Raw genomic sequence first — 20,583 nt, forward strand, 5'->3', positions numbered from 1 at the left:
ACCAGTGATTGAGGATCACAATCTTCAGCAGCGTGACCGGCAACTGCGGGACCTGTATTGCATAGAATATGCCCATCAAACTGAGCTTGTGGTTGATCTCGACCCTTACGTCCTCGCACATAATCGTGTAGAGCAATCGCAGGTTTGTTTGCGTGATCTGGTTTGTCATTGTTCAACCTTCGAGCAGCTTAGCATCTCGTCTAATTGAATACCACTCTCGATACGCCACCGCTTGCCGGCTTCACCCGACGTATTACACTACAAAGATGCCGGGCTCGGCACCGCGAGCGTCAGCGCATTAATCGTGACATCTATTTCATTGACATAGATCATTATCGGGTAGTATAGTCCGGCACCTTAACGGTGACACTCCCACCAGTGTCCTTAAATCTGCCTAAAGGAGAACGTCGATATGGCTCGCAAAGCAAAAAAAGATGATGATATTCCAAGACGTAGGATTGCTCGATTCGGGTGGGTTCCGGATCTGCCCGACAGCCGGGATCTGACCTATTCGGCGCCGCTTGTTAGTCGCACCCCGCTCCCGTCAAAGGTTGATCTTCGTAAAGCGTTGCCGCCTGTTTACGACCAGGGTCAGCTTGGAAGTTGCACGGCGAACGCAATCGGGACGGCCTTTCAGTTCGGTCAGCAGAAGCAGAAACTCAAGGATTTCGTCCCCTCGCGCTTGTTCATTTACTACAATGAGCGCGATATGGAAGCAACGATAGGCCAGGACAGCGGCGCATATATTCGCGACGGGATCAAATCCGTTCATAAACTCGGCGTGTGCCCTGAAACCAAGTGGCCGTATGACCCCAGCCCATTTCCGCCAAACCCCAGGCTCACTCTGAAGCCTACGCAGGCGTGCTACACGGAGGCAAAGAAACACATCGTCGAGCAATACGCTCGGGTGCCTCGAACGCTGCCTCAGATGAAGGGCTGTCTGGCCTCCGGTTACCCATTCGTCTACGGGTTTACGGTCTACGAGAGCTTCGATAGCGCCAAGGTTGCCAAGACCGGCGAGGTACAGATGCCGAAGTCTGGAGAAGAGGTGTTAGGTGGGCACGCGGTGCTTGCAGTCGGCTACGACGACAAAACCCAAAGGTTTATCGTCCGGAATTCCTGGGGAACAGGTTGGGGAATCAAGGGAAATTTCACGATGCCGTATTCCTATCTACTTGATGGCAACCTTTCGGATGATTTCTGGACGATCCGTCTGGTTAAGTGAACCCAGCGCTCACGGTCGGTTGTCTTAAAGCGCGGGCGCGGGCGCGACATGCCGCGCCCGCGCGATTATTCGGGAACCCGTATACCGAGTGTAAACATCCGCTCGGCCTTACGCTGTTTCTTCCATGATCGCTCGTAAGACAGTTTGATGCTGTCGGAACCCGCGCGATCAGCGCGGAAAACCCAGCGATGCTTTCCTGGTTGCCCGACCTTGGCACCCGGCTCAAAGTCATCGCTTGCAAGCTTACATACGCCCTCGCCTTTCGATTCGAGAGTCCACTTGAATCCTGTAGTACGGTTCTCCTCCAGGATAAGCTCCAGCGTCTCCCCGATTGGCAGTTCTATCTCTTTCCCATTTGAAGTTTCGTCGACTTGAGGCACTGTTCAATCCCCCTATCGCGTCCATACAAGACTGTACCGCAATGAACCCTAGGAGCAAAGCTGCGAGATCACTCGCTATTTCGAAGGGATGGGACTGAGGTCCATTCGCCGCAGCAAGTCCGTGAATCGCGGGTCGGAACGCAGCCGGTCGAATATCGGCTCTACCTTCAGATAAGTCAGGATGCCGTGACGTTCTTGATAGGTTCTCTCGATACACTCAAAGGCTTCGTCGAATTGTGCAAGCCCGATGTGAACTCTCGCAAGGCTGTAGGGCGAGACGTAAACATCCTTCGCAAGCGCGTTGAGTCGTTCGAGAATGCCTCGCGCGTCCTCGTTCCGCCCGGCCGCCGAGTAAGCGTAAGCCATCGCAGACATCGTCTCGGAGTCGTTCTCTGAGATCGCCAGCGCTTTCTTGAACTCGGCCTCGGCTTCTTCGAACATGCCTTTCTCACCGTATGACATTCCGAGGCGCCGGTGGGCGATCAAATAATCGGGAAACATATCGATGGTCTTCCGGCACTGCGCTATCGCCTGATCGTATTGCCGCGCGAAGTGGAGAATCCGTGCAAGATTCAGGTTTATGACTCGCGAGAGTGGATCGAGTCCGTAGCCCAGTCTTATCTCCGCGAGCCCTTCGTCCATCCTCTCCATCGCCGCGAGGTAAAGCGCGAGCCAGAGGTGGGCAGTCGAATAACCTGGATTCAGCTCAATGGCTTTCCTAAACCCGCGTTCCCCCCCCTGCCAATCGAACTCGCTCCAGAGCTTCACCGCGGCGAGCGCGGCGTGCGCTTCGGCGAGTTTGTCGTCCAGGCTCAGCGCCTTCAGCGCGGTCGCCTTTGCGCGCAAGAACGGCGTGGCAAGCGGCTCCGCGCTATAACTGGCCAGCAGGTTGTAAGCATCGGCCAGCCCCGCGTAGGCCAACGCGAACTTGGCATCTAACGCGATCGCCTGCTCAAAGTACTCGATGCTCTTCTTGATCCCTTCTTCAGTTCGCTTGTTCCAGTGGTAGCGACCCTTCAGATAAGTCTGATATGCCGCGCTGTTCTCCGTTGACCGTTTTGTCAGGTTCTTCTTCTGGGCGCTGGTCAGCTTCAGACGCAACTGCTCGGAGATCTCGGTTGCGATCTCATGTTCGAGCGTTAGGATGTCCGACATCTCGCGAGTGTACTGTTCGCCCCACAGATGAGAGCCATCGGTGGTATCGACCAGCTCGAGCTTGACGATCAAGCTGTCGGCGCGTCGAAGCAGTCTTCCGATCAGCACCGCTCGAACGCCTAGCTCGTTGCCGATCTGCTGAGGATCCGGCATCTCGCGGCCCTGGTATCGAAATACGGTGCTGCGCGCCATCACTCGCAGTTTCGGAAGCCGCGACAGATTGTTGATAAGCGCTTCGGTCACGCCGTCGCTCAGGTACTCCAAACCCGAGTCGCCGCTCAGATTCGCGAGCGGAAGAATCGCAAGCGAGTCGATTGTCTTTCTAGAACGAGTTCGGGCTACTACCCGTGTGTGCCGGCCGACGCCGGTTGTCTTGGCGCTCGAACTCGAGTCGCTGTCTCGCTGCAGATTGCGCAAGTCGATAAGCAGATCGCGCATCGATTGATAACGGCGCTCTCGATCTTTCTCCAGACACTTGCGCACTATGCGCTCAAGATCCGGCGGCACTGCGTAATTCAAACGCGCGACGGGCATCGGCTCCGCGTGGATAATGTTGTCCATAGTCGCAATCGGTGTTTCTCCCTCGAAGGGAAGCCTGCCGGTTATCGTTTCGTATAGCACCACACCGAGCGAGAAGATATCCGAGCGGTGATCGAGCGCCCGGCCTATCGCCTGCTCCGGCGACATGTACGAGACGGATCCGGCGGGGCCGCCAACTAAGGTTTGCTGGCCGACTCTCTTTGTCCGGTCTTCGGCTTCGCCTTCGCCTTCGCTTGCACCGCCAACTGCCGCCGCGATTCCAAAGTCGAGCAGCTTCACCACGCCGCGTTGATTCACAATCAAGTTCGAAGCCTTAACGTCGCAATGCACGATGCCGAGCGAATGAGCCTCCGAAAGCGCATCGGCAATTTGCGCGGCGGCGTCAATCGCCTCGGATAACTGAAGCGGCCCGCGCTTGATCTTTTCCGACAGCAGCTCGCCCTCGACATATTCCATCACGATGTACATCGAGCCGTCGTGCTCGCCTATGTCGTAGATGGCCGCTATGTGCGGCGAGCGCAGCGCCGATGTCGCGCGCGCTTCGGCGAGGAATTTCGTGCGGCGCTCGGGATCGTATTCATAAGACGCCGGAAGAAACTTGAGCGCGACCTGTCGTCCGAGCCTGGTGTCTTCGGCGAGGTAGACCTCTCCCATGCCGCCCGCTCCGAGCTCTTTGATTATGCGGTAATGCGAGATTATTTCGGAGATCACCCGGCGCTCACCTCGGGAGTGTTGGTGTCTTGGACGCTGAACGTAGTTCGTAGATTTCTCTTCTTAAGTGCCAAATCGCTGATCTCCCGGTGGCGTGTTCGTCGATTCTATTTCTACCACAGAATCGTATAACGACGAAGAGACGGGACTGATTTGGAGCGCGCCGCCCTCATCCTCGAACTGCCTAAGCAACATCCTGGCGGCGCTTTGTGGACTGCGCCGCCCTCAGTCTCGAACTGCCTCACCGACGCGTCAAACGTCCGGGAATCAAGATACTTCTTATTGATCGTCCTAGTCTTATCACACCACGCTCCACACAACGGCGACCTCTATATTTGACAACGCCGGACACCGGGGAGTAGAAACGAGTGCTGACCAGCATCTCTTCACCAGTGGAACACATCAACGTCACGGCGGAGGCCGCATGAAGCGTTCGCGCGTCATAGTACTGATCGGCATCCTGGGATTTCTCTTTGTACCAACGGCTTCTCTTTCGAGTGCAATGAAAGACGATTCAATCAGCGTGCAAGCGCGAAAGGTGCACTTCTCATCCATCGTGCTGGACACGCACATCGACGTCACGCCCAAGCTGCAAACCGATTGGAAGTTTAACGAAGAGCACAAAGAGGGTCACATCGACCTGCCTCGCATGAAGAAGGGCGGGCTCAATGCGCTGTTTTTCTCGATCTACATGTCCGGGACGGTAACCGGACCCAAAGCAGTCAATGACTCGATCGAGCGAATTGCCGCCGTGCACAGGCTGGCCGCGGAGTTGCCCGATCAGGTTGCGTTGTGTGTGACCGCCGATCAAGTGCGCAAGGCTCACAAGCAAGACAAGATTGCCGCGCTGATGGGAATGGAAGGCGGGCATATGATCAACAACAGCCTTGCCGTTCTTCGAGTGTACGCCGAGCTCGGCGTCAGATACCTGACGCTCACGCATTCGGTCAACACTGACTGGGCCGACTCGTCAGGCGATCAGCCGAAGCACAATGGCTTGACCGGCTTCGGCAAGGACGTAGTTCGTGAGTTAAACCGGCTTGGCGTGATGGTGGACATCTCGCACGTTTCAGACAAGACTTTCTGGGATGCCATCGAAGTGAGCAAAGCGCCGATGCTCGCTTCGCATTCATCCTGCCGAGCCATCTCGGGCCATGCGCGAAACATGACCGATGAGATGATCAAAGCGCTGGCGGCGAAGGGCGGCGTCATTCAGATCAACTATCTCGATCAATTCATCGACAATGATTTGTATGAATACTCGAAGAAGAGTCAGCCGTTGATGCGTGAGCTTTTGCAAAAGTACCCGGGGCGCGAAAACGCCGGCTTGCGTCGCGAGGAAGCCGCCAAACAGTTTGGCCGCGCGCCAAAAGCGAGTTGGGAGAAGATCATCGAGCACATCGATCACGCGGTTAAGCTTGTCGGTGTAGGTCACGTTGGGCTTGGATCAGACTTCGATGGCGGCAGCATGCCGGTGGGCATGGAAGACTGCACTCAGCTCCCAAAGATCACCGAGGCCCTGATGCGAAAGGGCTACTCCGCGTCGGACATGCGGAAGATACTCGGTGAGAATACGTTGCGCTTGCTTGAAGATGCCGGGCGCGTTTCTCAGCAATTGCGGAAGACTAAGTGAGCAAGAGATTCACCGCCGAGGCCGCACACTAGAGACTATTTGGACTGCGCCGCCCTCATTCAACAATCAGGGCAGGAGGGTCCCGGCGGCGCTTTGGCTTGGCGAGCGACAAACTCCAAGGAAGACAACCTGGTCGTGCAGAGGCGCGCTCCATATCACCCCCTCCAATCAACCGCTCGGTTGAAGCTTCCTCATTTCGAGGTTAGAGTGTCAGTCCACGAGCCCCGCGGAAAGGAACCGGCGAGATGTTCTCTTGGGCAATCAAGTTATCGAGCCTCGATTCGCGAGTATGACCAATCGCTTCGTTTGCATTCACGGGCACTTCTATCAACCGCCGCGCGAGAATCCCTGGCTCGAAGACGTCGAGGTCGAAGACTCGGCCGCGCCCTATCACGATTGGAACGAGCGAATCACCGCCGAGTGCTACGCGCCCAACGCAGTCTCGCGCATCCTCGATGACAGCGGGCGTATCGCCGAGCTGGTCAACAACTACAAGAAGATGAGCTTCAACTTCGGGCCGACGATTTTGTCGTGGCTCGAAAGGCATCGCGGCGACGTCTATGAACAAATCATCGAAGCCGATCGTCTCAGCCGCCAGGCGCACAACGGGCACGGCAACGCAATCGCTCAATGCTATAACCACGTCATCATGCCGCTAGCTTCTCTGTACGACAAACTCATACAGGTTCGATGGGGGATCGCTGACTTCGAGTTTCGCTTCGGCCGCGAGCCCGAAGGCATGTGGCTGCCCGAAACAGCCGTCGATCTGGCTACCCTTCAAGTCCTCGCGGACTGCAACATCAAGTTCACCATCCTCTCGCCAAATCAGGCACAAGCTGTTCGAGCACCCGGCGAAGACTGGCAAGTCGTGTCGCACGGCCACATCGATCCAACTCAGCCGTATCGGTGCCGGCTCAGCAAGGGCCGCCATATCGATCTCTTCTTCTACGACCGGCCCGTTTCGCACGATATCTCATTCGAAGGCTTGCTCAAGAGCGGCGATCGATTCGCCGAGCGATTGATCTCGGGGTTCAACCATCAGCGCGAGCACGCGCAGTTGATGAACGTTGCGACTGACGGCGAAACCTTTGGCCATCACTCCAAGTTCGGCGATATGGCCCTGGCCTATGCGATCGGCAAGATTGAACGAGAAGGGCTCGCGCAAATAACAAACTACGCGGAGTACCTTGCGCTTCACCCGCCGACGCACGAGGTCAAAATACACGAGAACACTTCGTGGAGCTGCGCGCACGGCGTCGAACGCTGGCGAGGCGACTGCGGCTGCAACAGCGGCAACACACATTATCATCAGCGCTGGAGAGCGCCGTTGCGGCAGGCACTCGATGCGCTGCAAGAGAAGCTGGACGAGGTCTTCCAGCGTGAATCATCTATCCCGCTGGTGGATCCGTATGCCGCTGTTGACGATTACATCGAAGTCATTCTCGACCGCTCGTGCGAAAACAGTGACGCGTTCCTGAGCAAGCGCGCGCGGAGAGAGCTGTCGGAAGCTGAGAAGGTCAACGTGTGGCGGCTGCTTGAAATGCAGCGCTACGCCAGGTTGATCTACACGAGTTGCGGCTGGTTCTTCGATGACATATCGAACATCGAGACCGTCAAGATCATCGAGTACGCCGCCCGCGCGATTCAGCTTGCGCGCGATGTTTCCGGTGTCGATCTCGAGCCGCAGTTCATAGCAGATCTGGAAAAGGCTCCCGGCAACAAGCCTCATCTCGCAAACGGCGCGACGGTCTACAAAGAACTCGTGAAGCCCTCGATCACCGATCTCGAAAAAGGCCTGGCCCATTACGGAATCAGCTCGCTCGTCGAAGAGTACTCGCCCAGGCAGCGGATATTCTCGTTCGAGTTCGAGCGCACGGACTACGTTTGTGAGAAGACCGCCTCACGCACGCTGGCGGTTGGGGCTGTTAGCGTTCGGTCTACGATAACCCGTGAACACCTCGAGGGCATGTTCGTTGTGTTGCACCTGGGAGGGTACGATTTTCATTGCGCCGTTCGAGAGCTAGTCCCGGCTGACGAGTATGAAGCGCTGAAGGAGGAGCTGTTTCGCCGCTTCGGAGAAGACTCCACTCGCAACCTCTTACAGGCGATCGATACCAGGATGATCGCCGACAGCTTTGCGCTCAAAGACCTGTTCATCGAAGAGCGTAGAAAGGTCGGAAGACTGCTGGCAAAGGACGCGCTTGAGCGATCACGGGATCACTACCGGCGCATCTACGAAGAGAGCCGCGACGTGATGAGGCTGCTTGCGAGTTTGAAGGTCCCAGCGCCTGAGAGCTTAAAAAGGGCGACCGAGTATGTGCTGAGTCAAAGGCTCGAGCACGCGTGCGAGGAACTGAAGCAGCAAGCGCTGTCGGAGACTCAACTGAGCGAGGTAGCAGCTTCAGTCTTTCGCGAAGCTGATTCGCTCGGCTGCAATGTCGACGTCTCCGGTTTGAAAGAAGCGCTCGAACAGATCGTCTACTCGAGGCTCGAGGCGTATCGCGCGCACGGCGATGTCGGGAGCGCCGAATCAGCGATTCACTTCTTGAGGCTTGCAGAACAACTGGGTGTTGGTGTCGGTCTGTGGCGTTTGCAGAATCTGTTTTGGGAGCTTCTGAACGAGCCGGGAGAGAGAACCGAAACTGGACAGCCGTTGATGGATGAGTTAGGCGACAAGCTCAAGTTCAGTGAGCGAGTAGTGCAAATGCAGTTGAAAGCAGGTACCTAAGAGACGCGCGCCGGGTTCGGACAATCAAATCCTCAATAGACCAGACTATCTTGAAGTCCATGCGGTGGCCCAAGACTCAGCCAGCTTCTCGACCTCCTCAAGGGTCTTCGTTCGTCCGGCGGCGATGTCGGCACGTCCCCGCCGTACGGCTGCCATGATGAGCAACTCCTCAGTAATTTCGTCAAGCGAGACGTCCTCTGGGAGCCTGCTAAGAGCGTCGATTACGGCTTGCTTATCGGTCATGGAACAATGTACCCCCATCGTCGGTCGGAGGGCAACAGGTGCCTTATTGGCAAACTCCAACATCATGGGCAACAATTGCAGGTTGATTGCGAGGATCGATTATGGCTTACAGACTGTCACGCTCAAACACTTCCTCACCCACGAGCAATACGACCGCGACAAGTGGAAGAAAGACTGCTAACAGGCCGCGTAAGCCGCGCTTCAGCCGGCGCAAGTATGCCGCGCTCTTGAGTGAGACGCTGCCACGGGTGATTGCAACGCCCGAGGAGCTCGAGCGGCTGGCGCGCCAGATCGAACCGCTGCTGGATAAAGGTGAGCGCCGCACACCTGAGGAGGAGGCTCTCTGTTGCCTTTCGCTGAAGCTGATCGATGATTATCAACAAGCCCACCGGTCAATCCCTGAGATGAAGCCGCACGAACTGCTACAGGCGCTGCTCGAGGAATCCGGGAAACGCCAGGCGGACCTGCTGTCAGTGTTCGGCTCGCGCAGCCGTGTCTCGGACGCTGTCAACGGCAAGCGCGCGATCAGCAAGTCTCAGGCGAAGCGGCTGGGCGAGTTCTTCAGCGTCACTCCTGCGGCGTTCATCTGAATAAAGTCCGGGTTCAGAGTTCAGAGTCTAGAGTTCAAGATTCTTCAACACAGTCACCGCTAGCGGGAGCAGCCTCACTTCAACCGACCTTCCTGGTGAATGATGTACTCGCGGCGGCTTTCATTCATAAAGTCGTCTTAGTGCCGGCCGCCATCGTGGATCAGATAGAATGTCAGTGTTATCGCTAAACTGGTCGATGCTCCCAATCAGCTTCCCGCCGGCGATTCGCTTTACCTCGGGGTCGGTGATGGAGGCGCGAATAGCATCGGCGAAGCTTCCGCCAAGGTGTATGACCAGGAACGGGCGTCCGAAGAAACTCGATACATTCGCAGGAAGCGGCTCAGTTATTCCTAACCGATTGTGCATCTCGGCTACATACTCGTATGCCGCCGCGAGGTGGTTCTCGCGTTCCTCCCAAGCCTCAGCTAACAGCACTCTCCTCAGAATTGGCGCCAGATCGTCAGCACAATTCAATTCGTTGAACGCCTTGCCGAACCATTTTGCATATGGAGCATACTGCTTCTCCATCAGGAAACAGAGTCGCATGAGATCTCGCACCAACCGGGATCCAATGAGGGCCGAACCGATCTCATCTCTTACGATTCCAGCGCGACCCATTAAATGCTCCTCCTGCCCAACCCTGTTCCAGCAGGAGGCCAGCAAGTAGCGCCATACATCGCCGGGGTAATAGCCAAATCTATCGCGGACACCCTGCAATCCTACTTCGTCATGAAAGACCGCTCCCGCGGTGATGCTAAGAAGCTTCTGCTCAGGAAACGTCAACCAATCGGCCGGCTCTATGGATTGCTCGATGTCGAAGTTAACGTAGTCGAGAAAGAATCCACGAATCGTAAGGATGTCTACCCGGTGGTTAATCGGACCCTTATCAACATCGCGAAGAAGCTGGACGTTGTTATCAGCAGCATCGGGCAGAGTAAAGTTGGTTGAATAGTCGTGAAATTTAGGTGGCAGCTTTTGACGCAACGCTTCATCGATAGCATCGCGGTAAAGTCGGTGGTCGTCTTCTTTCAGGAAGAGCATAACCCGCGGTCCCCAGTGGTGGTCTGTGGACATTTCGTTGTCGTAGCCGAGTATTTCCGAGCCGCTGCCGATTAGCGCCGCGCTATACCGCAGTCCCGGCGCGATGGCATCCAGTACCGGCTTCACCGCTTCGACATAGAACAACCTGCCGAGCTCGAGTCCTGGGATGAAGTCTGACATTAGTTGGTTATTGTTTCTGGGCTTCAGCAAAGGAGTGCAAGAGTTAAGCACAGCCCGCGCTGCGACAGCAGCAGTGTGCTAGCCGGCGAGGCTCGGCTAGCGCTGGGGCTTCAACACAACTACCGCCAGCGGCGGCAAGGTTACCTCCATCGAGCAAGGCCAGCCCGCCCACCCTTCCGCCCTTGCCATCACGCCTCCCATGTTACCCATATTGCTTCCGCCGTACGCTGACGAGTCGCTGTTCAGGACTTCTTTGTAGAACACTGCTTCCGGGACTCCAATGCGATAGCCCGCTCGAGGCACCGGTGTGAAGTTCAGAACAAAGATCAAATAATCATGCGGGTTCTTCGCCTTCCGCCTGAACGCGATCGTGCTGCCGTTCGCGTCTTGAAAGTCGATCCATTGAAATCCGGTGTGCTCGAAATCGACTTCGTGAAGCGACGGCTCGCGTGAATACAGTTGGTTCAGGTCCTTCACGTAATCTTGTAACTGGCGGTGCGAATCATATCCCAACAGATGCCAGTCGAGGCTTCGTTGGTGATTCCACTCGTTCCACTGGCCGAACTCGCAGCCCATCAACAACAGCTTCTTTCCCGGGTGCCCGTACATGTAACCGTACAGCGCCCGCAAGTTCGCGAATTTCTTCCACACGTCGCCGGGCATCTTGTCGATCAACGAGCGCTTGCCGTGCACTACTTCGTCGTGTGAAATCGGCAGCACAAAGTTCTCGCTGAATGCATACATCAAGCTGAAAGTCAGCTTGCCGTGATGATACTTTCGTTCGATCGGGTCCATCGCGAAGTATTTCAGCGTGTCGTTCATCCAGCCCATGTTCCACTTGAAATCGAAACCCAGCCCGCCGTCGTAAGTCGGCCGCGAGACCAGAGGCCACGACGTCGACTCTTCGGCGAACGTGATCGCCCCCGGATGATGCTGGTGAACCAGCTCGTTGAACTTCTTGATGAAGTCGACGGCCTCGAGGTTCTCGCGCCCGCCGTGGATGTTGGGCACCCACTGCCCCTCCTTGCGCGAGTAGTCCAGGTAGAGCATCGACGCCACCGCATCGACCCTAAGCCCGTCGAGGTGGTATTTCTCCAACCAGAACAGCGCGTTGCCCAGCAGAAAATTGCGCACTTCGTTCCGCCCGTAGTTAAAGATCAACGTTCCCCAATCCTGGTGCTCGCCTTTCCGCGGGTCTGAGTGTTCGTACAAATGCGTGCCGTCGAAGTAGGCCAGGCCGTGCCCGTCTTTTGGAAAGTGAGCCGGCACCCAATCCAGGATCACGCCGACGCCGTTGCGATGACAGTAATCGACGAAGTAGGCGAACTCGTCGGGCTCGCCATGGCGCGAGGTGGGCGCGTAGTAGCCGACGGTTTGATAACCCCAGCTTCCGCCATACGGATGCTCGGTCACCGGAAGCAGCTCGATGTGGGTGTAGCCCATCTGCGTGACGTATTCGACAAGCTTATGGGCAAGCTCGCGATAGGTCAGATAGCGGTTGCCTTCTTCGGGCGCTCGCATCCACGAACCGAGATGCACCTCGTAGATTGAAAGGGGCGCGTCGAGGGCGTTCTTCGCCGCGCGGGCGCGCATCCACCCGTCGTCGCGCCAGTGATACTTGTTTATGTCGTAGACGATTGCGCCGGTCTTCGGCCGGCGTTCGAAGTAGAACGCGTAAGGATCGGTCTTCTGAGTTATGAAACCGAAACGCCGCCACTTTATCTCGAACTTATACACTGTCTCTTCGCCGAGCTCCGGAATGAAAATCTCCCAGATTCCCGCACCCGCGTGAAACCGCATCGGATGACGGCGGCCGTCCCACTGATTGAAGTCCCCGATGACGCTGACTCGGTTGGCGTTTGGCGCCCACACGGCGAAGTGCACGCCCCGAACGCCGTCAACCACTCGTATGTGCGACCCGAGCTTTTCATAGTTGCGATAGTGAGTCCCTTCGGCCATCAAGTGGAGGTCGTAATCCGAAAGCAGCGGAGGGAAGCTATAGGGATCGTGAAACTCCCAGGTGTCGCCGAACCGATTGGCTGCTCTCAAGCGATAGGGGAATCGTTCGTGCCGATCGGGAAAGGCCGCCTCGAAGAAGCCTTCGTCGCGGAGCTTGAGCATCGGGTGCTGCTTCGCTTGGTCGGCTTCTATGAGCCAGAGATGTTCAGCTCCCGGGATGAAGGCACGGATGACGACAGCCCTGGCCCCGTCGCTTTCGGTCTCGTGGATGCCAAGCAAAGCGAATGGATCGGAATGGTCGCCGCGGATTATGAGGTCAACGTCTGATGTCATCGCTCACCAGCGAAGCTTACTTCTAAGCGACGGGGGATGCGGTGTCAAGCAGCGCGCGTTAAGCGCATCGGGCTTCATTCGGCCGGGTGCGCGCCAGATTCTCGCGCATCACCTCTGACAGAGAGTATACGCGAAAATCTGACGCGCGCTTCATCGGCCCGATCTCTTGCTCGCGCAAAGTTTTCTGTGTTAGTTTCAATCACCCTGAAAATCTTTTTGGTTGGGGAGTCAAGGAATGGAAAAACCACCACAACAACAAAACACAATACAAGACAGCTTTCTCAACAGTGCCCGAAAAGACCGCAGCAACGTGACGATCTACCTTATGAGCGGCGTCAAGCTTACGGGTAGAATCAAGAGCTTCGACAAGTACTCGGTGATCCTGGAAGCGGGATCGCAGGAGCAACTGATCTTCAAGCACGCTATCTCCACAGTGTCACTGCCACGCGGAGGCTCACGCGACTATCACTACAGCCGGCCAATGGCTTCTGATCGCGAACAGCTCCCGGCTGAGCAACCCCCGGCGCCTCAAGCTAGCACAGCGGCGGCTCCGGAGAAGTCCTGAGGCTTGCCTGCAAGGCGAATGACTCTTTAAAACACATCCTCGGGCTGCCACTTCGGCAGCCCAAGTAATTTGGGATTTGCAGAGTTCAGGGTTCAGGGTTCCGGGTTGCGGGTTCAGAGTTCAAGCTTCAGCTTGCGGCCGTTGGGGAGCAACCTAAGGGTTGAACTCTGAACCCGGAACCCGAAAACTCCGAACTGATTTTTTATGCGCGGACTGTTCATCACGTTTGAAGGGATAGACGGCTGCGGCAAGAGCACCCAGCTCGAGATGCTCGCGCGGCAGCTCGAGCAACGCGGCTTCGAAGTCGTAGTCACTCGCGAGCCCGGCGGTACCGCCATCGGCGAAGACATACGCCGGGTGCTGGTCTCGGACGCAAGCGTCCACATCGCCGCCACCACCGAGCTTCTGCTCTATGTCGCCGCGCGTGCCCAGCATGTCGCCGAGCTGATCAAGCCTTCCGTTGAAGCGGGCCGCATCGTGATTTCAGACCGTTACACCGACTCAACCGTTGCGTTTCAGGGTTACGGGCGCGGGTTGGATTTGGAGATGATAGAAAAGCTGAACACGTTCGCGACCGGTGGCTTGGTACCCGATCTCACAATAGTATTTGATCTCGATCCGGCGAGGGCTCGCACGCGGTTGGGCTCACGTCCGGTAGGCGGACTGCTCGGCGCATTTGACGACCAGCACGCGGACTTTCACGAGCGGATGAGAGCAGGCTACTTGAAGATGGCCGATAATGAGCCGGCGCGAATCCGCGTCGCCGACGCGAGCGGCGCAGTAGAGGAAACGCATTCAAAGGTGATGGATTTGGTATTGCCGAAACTGGAAGAAGTCAGAAGTCAGAGGTCTGAAGCCGGAGGTCAGGAGTAAGAAGGCAGAAGGCAGAAGGCAGAACGCAGAAGGCAGAAGGCAGAAGTGGGAATAGTCGAAATAGTCATTCACAAACAAAACGACGGAGCGCTGACCGCCACCGTCTGACTGCCTTCTGCGTTCTGCCTTCTGCCTTCTGACCTCTGACTTCTGACCTCCAAACCCTATCCGAAGCCTGCCATGCTTGACGATGAACTAATAATCGAGACGCCCGAACGAGTTGAGCTTCACTACGTGCTCGCCAACATCGGCAATCGATTTCTCGCCGCCGCAATCGACCACCTGATTCAAACTGTCGCGATCGTCATCGTTCTGGTTGCCGCCGGAGCGCTTGGCGGGTGGCAATTGTTCAGCTCGATGGAGGCGTGGACCGCAGCCATGACCGTGCTTGTGGTGTTTGCGATTTACTGGGGTTACTTCGTCGCATTCGAGACCCTTTGGAGCGGGCAGACGCCTGGAAAGCGAATGATGCGATTGCGAGTTGTGCGTGAGGATGGCCGGCCGGTCAGGTTCTTCGAGGTGTTCGTCAGAAACCTGCTCCGCGTCGCAATAGATTTTCAGCCCTTGCCGTCTTATGCGATCGGCGTGGTCTCGATAATCTTCAGCGCAAGATCGAAGCGCGTGGGCGACTTCGTGGCCGGCACGGTCGTCATCAAAGAGCGCGCGACCGAAGCGCCTTCGCTCAACGAGATCATCAAAGTATCTGAGATCGAGCAGCAGCGAGTGGAACGCGCGATGCCCGCGCCGTTTGTTGCCGACACACGGCGGCTGAGCGAGCCAGAGCTTCGCGCGGTCGAGACTTTCTTGAAGCGAAGATTCGAGCTTCAAGAACCAAATCGAACGGCGCTTGCAGCGCGCATCGCTCAACCCATTTCAGTAAAGCTGGGGATCGCGACGGACGGACTCGCTCCCGAATCCCTCCTGGAAGAGGTCGAGCGTCAGCACCGCGCTCAGTCGCGCTATTTTGATTGACCGCGTTGTTGCGGTGGTTTGACAGATCAAATCGCAAAACGCTAATTTGAACACCCTGATAAGAGGCGTATCAGCAACATAGCCGAACTCAAAATACCGCATCGCAGCTAAGAAGGAGACCTACATGAATTCACGCACGCACAAGCCGCTCGCCGCCCTGCTCCTGGTAATCGTGCTCGCGCTCTCGGCTCGATTCGCCCGCGCCCAGAGCGAGATCGACATACCGTATCAAAAGTTTGTTTTGAAGAACGGCCTTACGCTGATCGTTCACGAAGACCACAAAGCGCCGATAGTCGCGGTTAACGTCTGGTATCACGTAGGCTCGAAAAACGAAAAGCTGGGACGCACCGGCTTCGCTCACTTGTTCGAGCATCTAATGTTCAACGGCAGCGAGAACTTCAACAAAGATTATTTCGAGCCGTTCGAGCGCATCGGCACCACCGATCAAAACGGCACGACAAACGAAGACCGAACCAATTACTTCCAGAACATTCCGTCATCGGCGCTCGACATTGCGTTGTGGATGGAGTCCGACCGCATGGGCCATTTGCTTGGAGCGATTGACAAGCCAAGGCTCGACGAGCAACGCGGCGTAGTGCAGAACGAAAAGCGGCAAGGCGAAAACGAGCCCTATGGTAAGGTCTTTTCCGTAGCCACGCCCAACCTTTATCCCGCAGGCCATCCCTACTCGTGGGAAGTAATCGGTTCGATGGAAGACCTCAATGCCGCGAGCCTCGAAGACGTGCGCGAGTGGTTCCGCGGCTACTACGGCGCGGCCAACGCAGTCGTGGTGATCGCCGGAGATGTTGACGTCAGGACCGCAAAAGAAAAAGTCGAAAGATACTTCGGCGATATTCCTCCGGGGCCGCCAGTCACCAAACACAATGTCTGGATTGCCAAGCGCACCGGCGAGCAACGCCAGCAGATGCAAGACCGCGTGCCGCAGGCTCGCATTCACAAGTTCTGGAACGTGCCCCAGCGGGACTCAGCCGACGGGGATTATCTCACTTTGATCGGGCAAGTGCTTTCTTCGGGCAAATCGTCCCGGCTCTACAAGCGATTGGTCTACGACGATCAAATCGCGACGGATGTTTATGCTTCAGCGTCGTTGTCGGAGATCGCAGGTACCTTTTTCATTCAAGCGTCGGCGCGGCCCGGCGAGTCGCTCGCAAGAGTCGAGAAGGCAATTGACGAAGAAATGGCCAAGCTCTTAGCCGAAGGTCCGACGGCCGCCGAGCTCCAGCGCGTCAAAATCGAGTATCGCGCCAGGTTCATTCGCGGCATCGAGCGCATCGGCGGATTCGGCGGCAAATCCGATGTGCTCGCGGTCAATCAGGTATACGCGGGAACTCCCGACTACTACAAAACAACTCTAAAGCGCGTTGCCGATGCGACGGCCGCGGACCTCAAGAGCGCGGCGAGTCGATGGCTTTCAGATGGAGTCTACGCACTCGAGGTTCATCCGTTTCCTGAGTACGCGACCGCGCAAACAGCGGTCGATCGAAAGAAGCTGCCCGAGGCGGGCGCGCCGCCCGACGCGAAGTTTCCCGAGCTTCAGCGCGCGACATTATCGAACGGCTTGAAGGTAGTTCTCGCGGAACGCCACTCAATTCCGCAGGTCAACTTCCAGATGCTGATTGACGCGGGCTACGCGGCCGATCAGTTCGGCCTACCCGGAACCGGCGGGATGACTTTCAGCTTATTGGATGGGGGAACGAAGCGGCGCACCGCGCTGCAAATCAGCGACGAGTTGATGTCGCTCGGAGCAAACCTGAACGCAGGTTCGGACCTGGACACATCTACAGTGTCGCTGTCTGCGTTGAAAGAGAATCTCGACGCTTCGCTCGACGTTTTTGCGGACGTGATTTTGAACCCGTCGTTCCCGCAGGAAGACTTCGCGCGACTGCAGAAGCAGCGGCTGGCAGAGATACAACAGGAAAAGGTCCAGCCCATCTCGATGGCGCTGCGGGTGTTTGCCGGGCTGCTGTACGGTAAGGACCACGCCTACAGCAATCCGCTCACCGGCACGGGAACCGAAGAATCCGTATCGAAACTGAAGCGCGAGGACCTGATCAAGTTCCATCAGACATGGTTCAAGCCGAACAGCGCTACGTTGATAGTTGTCGGCGACACGACGATGGCCGAGATAAAACCGAAGCTCGAAAAGCTGTTTCAATCGTGGCAGCGCGGCGATGTTCCGCCGAAGAACATAGGCACGGTAGCTTTGGCGCCGAAACCGGTTGTTTATCTGATGGACAGACCCGGCTCCGAACAGTCGGTCATTCTCGCCAGCAACCTCGCGCCGCCGAAAGCTAACAAGGATGAAAGCGCGATTGAAACGATGAACACGCTGCTCGGCGGCAACTTCACGTCGCGGATCAACATGAACCTGCGCGAAGACAAGCACTGGTCTTACGGAGCAGGGTCTTTTGTGTTCGATGCGCGGGGCCAGAGGCCGTTCATAGCTTACGCGCCGGTGCAGACGGACAAAACCAAAGAGGCAATCGCGGAGCTTGCAAAAGAGTTGAACGGCATAATGGGCAGCCGGCCGGTTATGGCTGAAGAACTGATAAAGGCGCAGGCTTCGTTGACGCTGACGCTTCCGGGGTCCTGGGAAACGATGAACGCGCTCGGCGGTTCAATCGGCAACATCGTTCGCTACGGTTTGGATGATCGCTACTATGACACGTATGGCGGCAAGATTCGCGCGCTGAAGATTGGAGACATGGCTCCCGCCGCGAAGGTGGCGATTCAGCCTGATAAGTTCGTGTGGGTGATTGTCGGCGACCGAGCCAAGATCGAAGCAGGCATTCGCGCATTGGGACTCGGCGAGATACGCGTGATTGACGCCGACGGCAAGCCGGTGAAGTAACGACGCCAAGCGCGAGCAAGGGGTGCTGACGAGACCACGGCCCGGAGCCGATGGGGTCCCCGGTTGGCTCCACCGCGCAAGACAGCGGGGGCAAGCCCTCCCATTTTCCATTTGCCATTTCTCATTTGTCATTAAAAGAGAAGCAGTCAATGTCAAATATCAAATGGAAAATGGCGTGGCTTGCCGTCGCTGTTTGCTCCCTCGCTTAGTCTTTGGTGTCATCAACTTCTAGCGCTAGGCTCGCCGAAGAACCTCCCGACGTCACCAAGCTACGATTGATATTGAAACTGCCTGACACGTTGTGTTATTTTCGCCGCGTCCTTAGTAGCTTTTGTAAATCACCCTTCTCGTTCAAGCCGGAGGAAAAATGCGCAACCGAATTCCGCTTTCCGGGGCCTTACTACTTGCTCTTGTCCTCGCGGCGCTCGCGATCGGAACAACGCAAACCGCGACAGGCTCAATCAGCGGCACAGTGAAAGACCCGGCCGGCGCCGTGATAGTGGGCGCGCAAGTCTCGATTCGGAGTGACCCGGCGGGCGAGGTTCGTAACACGTCAACCAATAATGAGGGGCGGTTCAAGTTTGATAACCTCGCGCCCGGCGGCTACACAATAAGCGTTTCGCAGACCGGCTTTAAACCGGCTGAGCGCACGGCGCTCATAGAACCGAAGCGCCCGGGTACTATCGAAATTCGGCTCGAGGTCGCTGCCCCGCGCGAGAAGGTGGACGTCGGCGCGAAAGGCGCAATTGCTCCGAACTCCGAGCCTAACTATCGGCAGTTGCGCGACGCCGGGGCGCTAGAAACGTACACCGTGAATAACCTCGCGCTCAGACGCGACGCCGGAACGATCACGCTACGGAGCGGGCGTGTAAGCTTTCTCCCGCCGGTGATGGGTCGAGTCGTCAGAGCGGTATTCGTCGGCGACGGGCAGTTCACGCTCGCGCCTGCATTGCCGCTGGAACGCGATTATCTTCGGCTCATCACCGAGAAGGATACTGTCGATGAGGCGTTCCAAAAAGCCGTCTTTTGTTTCACTGACGAGACCTTTGAAGAGATAAAGCGTCAGGCTCAGCCCGGAAGCGATGAGCCTCGCGCGCGCGACGCGCTCAATGATTTTCAGAAGCGCGTCCGCTACCGCAATGAGCGGCCGCGCAGCCTGGTCGAGTACCTGCTTGCGTTCGAGGGCGAGAACATCGACGCAGAAATCCTGGGTGATGTTTACAACCCGAAGCGCCCGGGGTTCTTCAGCGCGTACCTGTTCGGCCGGAAGTACGACGACCTGCGTTACCACGTGCGTCCTCGCGGCGCGTTGCCGCAGATGCTCGCGCCCGAGGAGGTCGCGCTCATCAACGTCGATCCGGCGGGCGAGAAGGAAGGCATATGGTATCTCGCCCATCTATTAAGCGAGTACAAGAACGGCACGGCCAGCTCGGATGAAGACAAGCGAATCATCGATGCGGAGCACTATCGCATCGAGACGGCGATTGACAATGGCGAGAAGCTGACCGCAGTCGCCGAGCTGACGTTCACACCGCTCGCGGACGGCGATCGCCTCCTCAATTTCGGACTGCTGCCCAACCTGCGTGTGACGCGTGTGACGATGGGCGAGCGCGAGATCAATTTCATCCAGGAGCAGAAGAAAGAGGATGGCTCTTTCTACGTTGTGTGGCCCGAACCGTTGGCAAAGGGACAGCAGTACAAACTGAAGATTGAGTATCAAGGGAACAAGGTGGTTGAAGACGCCGGTGGCGGGAACTTTGCGGTGGGCGCGCGCACGAGTTGGTATCCGAGCGTCAACGTGTTCAACGACCGCGCGACGTTCGACCTCACTTTCAAAGTACCGAACAGGTACACGCTGGTCGGCGTAGGCAAGCTGGTAAAGAGTTGGCGTGAAGGCGACTACGCTGCGTCGCAATGGGTGTCCGGCGTTCCGCTTGCGGTTGCGGGATTCAACTATGGGCTGTTTAAGAAAAAGGAGATCGACGATCCGGATACGAAGTATCAGATCGAAGGTTACGCAACGGTTGATCTCCCTGACTATATGCGCGGGACGGGAATGGCCTTGACGCCCGCGGCCTTGAATCAGAGTGCTATGGTCGATGCGCAGAACGCAATGCGCATCTTCACGCACTGGTTTGGCGAAGCGCCTTATGGGCGGATCGCCATAACTCAACAGCCTCAGTTCAACTTCGGGCAGTCGTGGCCGACATTGGTCTACTTGCCGATAAGCGCTTACCTCGATTCAACCCAGCGGTATATGCTGCTGGGCGGCATCAACTCGCGCTTTACGGAGTTCATACAGGAGGTGACGCCGCACGAAGTGGCGCATCAGTGGTGGGGCCACGTCGTGGGATGGGCTTCGTTTCACGATCAATGGTTGTCGGAAGGATTCGCGGATTTCTCCGCGGGCCTGTTCCTGCAAGCCACCGAGAAAACCTCCGACAAGTACCTCAGGTATTGGGAGCGCCACCGTCAGTCGATAGTCGACAAGAACCAGTGGGGCAAACGCGCAAACGACGCCGGGCCGATTTGGATGGGCCTCAGGTTGAATACCTTCAAGACGCCGGGCGGGTATCGGCTCGT

The 20,583-nt window shown here is 56.9% G+C and carries 14 protein-coding genes; 10 read left to right on the forward strand and 4 right to left on the reverse strand.

Going from position 1 to position 20,583, the window contains the following annotated elements; translation table 11 throughout:
- The first annotated feature begins 412 nt into the window (after nt 1-412).
- On the forward strand, nt 413-1,225 hold the full coding sequence (locus AABO57_28050) for a C1 family peptidase (protein MEK6289586.1): 813 nt from the start codon (nt 413-415) through the stop codon (nt 1,223-1,225).
- Nucleotides 1,226-1,290: 65 nt separating this feature from the next.
- Here AABO57_28050 and AABO57_28055 read toward each other — a convergent pair whose 3' ends face one another.
- Both AABO57_28055 and AABO57_28060 read right to left on the reverse strand, forming a co-directional pair.
- Nucleotides 1,291-1,605, reverse strand: coding sequence for a protease inhibitor I42 family protein (locus AABO57_28055; GenBank protein ID MEK6289587.1), 315 nt, complete (start codon nt 1,603-1,605; stop codon nt 1,291-1,293).
- A 75-nt stretch (nt 1,606-1,680) separates the two neighbouring features.
- A complete protein-coding gene (locus tag AABO57_28060; GenBank protein ID MEK6289588.1) occupies nt 1,681-4,011 on the reverse strand; it encodes a protein kinase in 2,331 nt (776 codons plus the stop codon).
- 424 nt (nt 4,012-4,435) lie between these two features.
- Between AABO57_28060 and AABO57_28065 the strand changes: the two genes are divergently transcribed.
- The 4 genes from AABO57_28065 (at nt 4,436) to AABO57_28080 (ending at nt 9,205) form a co-directional block, all read left to right on the forward strand.
- On the forward strand, nt 4,436-5,644 hold the full coding sequence (locus tag AABO57_28065) for a dipeptidase (protein MEK6289589.1): 1,209 nt from the start codon (nt 4,436-4,438) through the stop codon (nt 5,642-5,644).
- Nucleotides 5,645-5,897: 253 nt separating this feature from the next.
- The gene (locus AABO57_28070; protein ID MEK6289590.1) at nt 5,898-8,372 is read left to right on the forward strand and encodes a DUF3536 domain-containing protein; all 2,475 of its coding nucleotides are present in this window, start codon (nt 5,898-5,900) and stop codon (nt 8,370-8,372) included.
- Nucleotides 8,373-8,613: 241 nt separating this feature from the next.
- Nucleotides 8,614-8,796 carry a type II toxin-antitoxin system HigB family toxin gene (locus tag AABO57_28075; protein MEK6289591.1) on the forward strand — a complete coding sequence of 61 codons (183 nt, stop codon included), beginning with the start codon at nt 8,614-8,616 and terminating at the stop codon, nt 8,794-8,796.
- Nucleotides 8,717-9,205: a transcriptional regulator gene (locus AABO57_28080; GenBank protein ID MEK6289592.1), complete on the forward strand. Its 489-nt coding sequence runs from the start codon at nt 8,717-8,719 to the stop codon at nt 9,203-9,205. Before AABO57_28075 ends, AABO57_28080 begins: the two co-directional genes overlap by 80 nt.
- Before the next feature lie 120 nt (nt 9,206-9,325).
- Here the strand turns inward: AABO57_28080 and AABO57_28085 are convergent, their stop codons facing one another.
- Nucleotides 9,326-10,426, reverse strand: coding sequence for a DUF4037 domain-containing protein (locus AABO57_28085; protein MEK6289593.1), 1,101 nt, complete (start codon nt 10,424-10,426; stop codon nt 9,326-9,328).
- A 96-nt stretch (nt 10,427-10,522) separates the two neighbouring features.
- On the reverse strand, nt 10,523-12,718 hold the full coding sequence (glgB, locus tag AABO57_28090; protein ID MEK6289594.1) for a 1,4-alpha-glucan branching protein GlgB: 2,196 nt from the start codon (nt 12,716-12,718) through the stop codon (nt 10,523-10,525).
- A gap of 235 nt (nt 12,719-12,953) precedes the next feature.
- On the opposite strand from glgB, the gene hfq reads away from it, so the two are divergent.
- The 5 genes from hfq to AABO57_28115 form a co-directional block, all read left to right on the forward strand.
- Complete coding sequence (gene hfq / locus AABO57_28095) at nt 12,954-13,283, forward strand: RNA chaperone Hfq (GenBank protein ID MEK6289595.1); 330 nt, start codon at nt 12,954-12,956, stop codon at nt 13,281-13,283.
- A 204-nt stretch (nt 13,284-13,487) separates the two neighbouring features.
- Complete coding sequence (gene tmk / locus AABO57_28100) at nt 13,488-14,156, forward strand: dTMP kinase (GenBank protein MEK6289596.1); 669 nt, start codon at nt 13,488-13,490, stop codon at nt 14,154-14,156.
- 180 nt (nt 14,157-14,336) lie between these two features.
- Nucleotides 14,337-15,128, forward strand: a complete 792-nt coding sequence (locus AABO57_28105) for an RDD family protein (protein MEK6289597.1) — start codon at nt 14,337-14,339, stop codon at nt 15,126-15,128.
- A 124-nt stretch (nt 15,129-15,252) separates the two neighbouring features.
- The gene (locus tag AABO57_28110) at nt 15,253-18,000 is read left to right on the forward strand and encodes a pitrilysin family protein (GenBank protein MEK6289598.1); all 2,748 of its coding nucleotides are present in this window, start codon (nt 15,253-15,255) and stop codon (nt 17,998-18,000) included.
- Nucleotides 18,001-18,367: 367 nt separating this feature from the next.
- A partial coding sequence (locus AABO57_28115) for a carboxypeptidase regulatory-like domain-containing protein (GenBank protein MEK6289599.1) occupies nt 18,368-20,583 on the forward strand: 2,216 nt, incomplete at its 3' end.

The sequence above is a fragment of the Acidobacteriota bacterium genome (assembly GCA_038040445.1).
In the GTDB taxonomy this organism is placed as follows: Bacteria; Acidobacteriota; Blastocatellia; order UBA7656; family UBA7656; genus Onstottus_A; species Onstottus_A frigus.

Coding starts and splice junctions, on each gene's coding strand:
- AABO57_28050 (MEK6289586.1), top strand. CDS start 413: ATGGCTCGCAAAGCAAAAAAAGATGATGATATTCCAAGACGTAGGATT.
- AABO57_28065 (MEK6289589.1), top strand. CDS start 4,436: ATGAAGCGTTCGCGCGTCATAGTACTGATCGGCATCCTGGGATTTCTC.
- AABO57_28075 (MEK6289591.1), top strand. CDS start 8,614: ATGGAACAATGTACCCCCATCGTCGGTCGGAGGGCAACAGGTGCCTTA.
- AABO57_28080 (MEK6289592.1), top strand. CDS start 8,717: ATGGCTTACAGACTGTCACGCTCAAACACTTCCTCACCCACGAGCAAT.
- AABO57_28085 (MEK6289593.1), bottom strand. CDS start 10,426: ATGTCAGACTTCATCCCAGGACTCGAGCTCGGCAGGTTGTTCTATGTC.
- glgB (MEK6289594.1), bottom strand. CDS start 12,718: ATGACATCAGACGTTGACCTCATAATCCGCGGCGACCATTCCGATCCA.
- hfq (MEK6289595.1), top strand. CDS start 12,954: ATGGAAAAACCACCACAACAACAAAACACAATACAAGACAGCTTTCTC.
- tmk (MEK6289596.1), top strand. CDS start 13,488: ATGCGCGGACTGTTCATCACGTTTGAAGGGATAGACGGCTGCGGCAAG.
- AABO57_28105 (MEK6289597.1), top strand. CDS start 14,337: ATGCTTGACGATGAACTAATAATCGAGACGCCCGAACGAGTTGAGCTT.
- AABO57_28110 (MEK6289598.1), top strand. CDS start 15,253: ATGAATTCACGCACGCACAAGCCGCTCGCCGCCCTGCTCCTGGTAATC.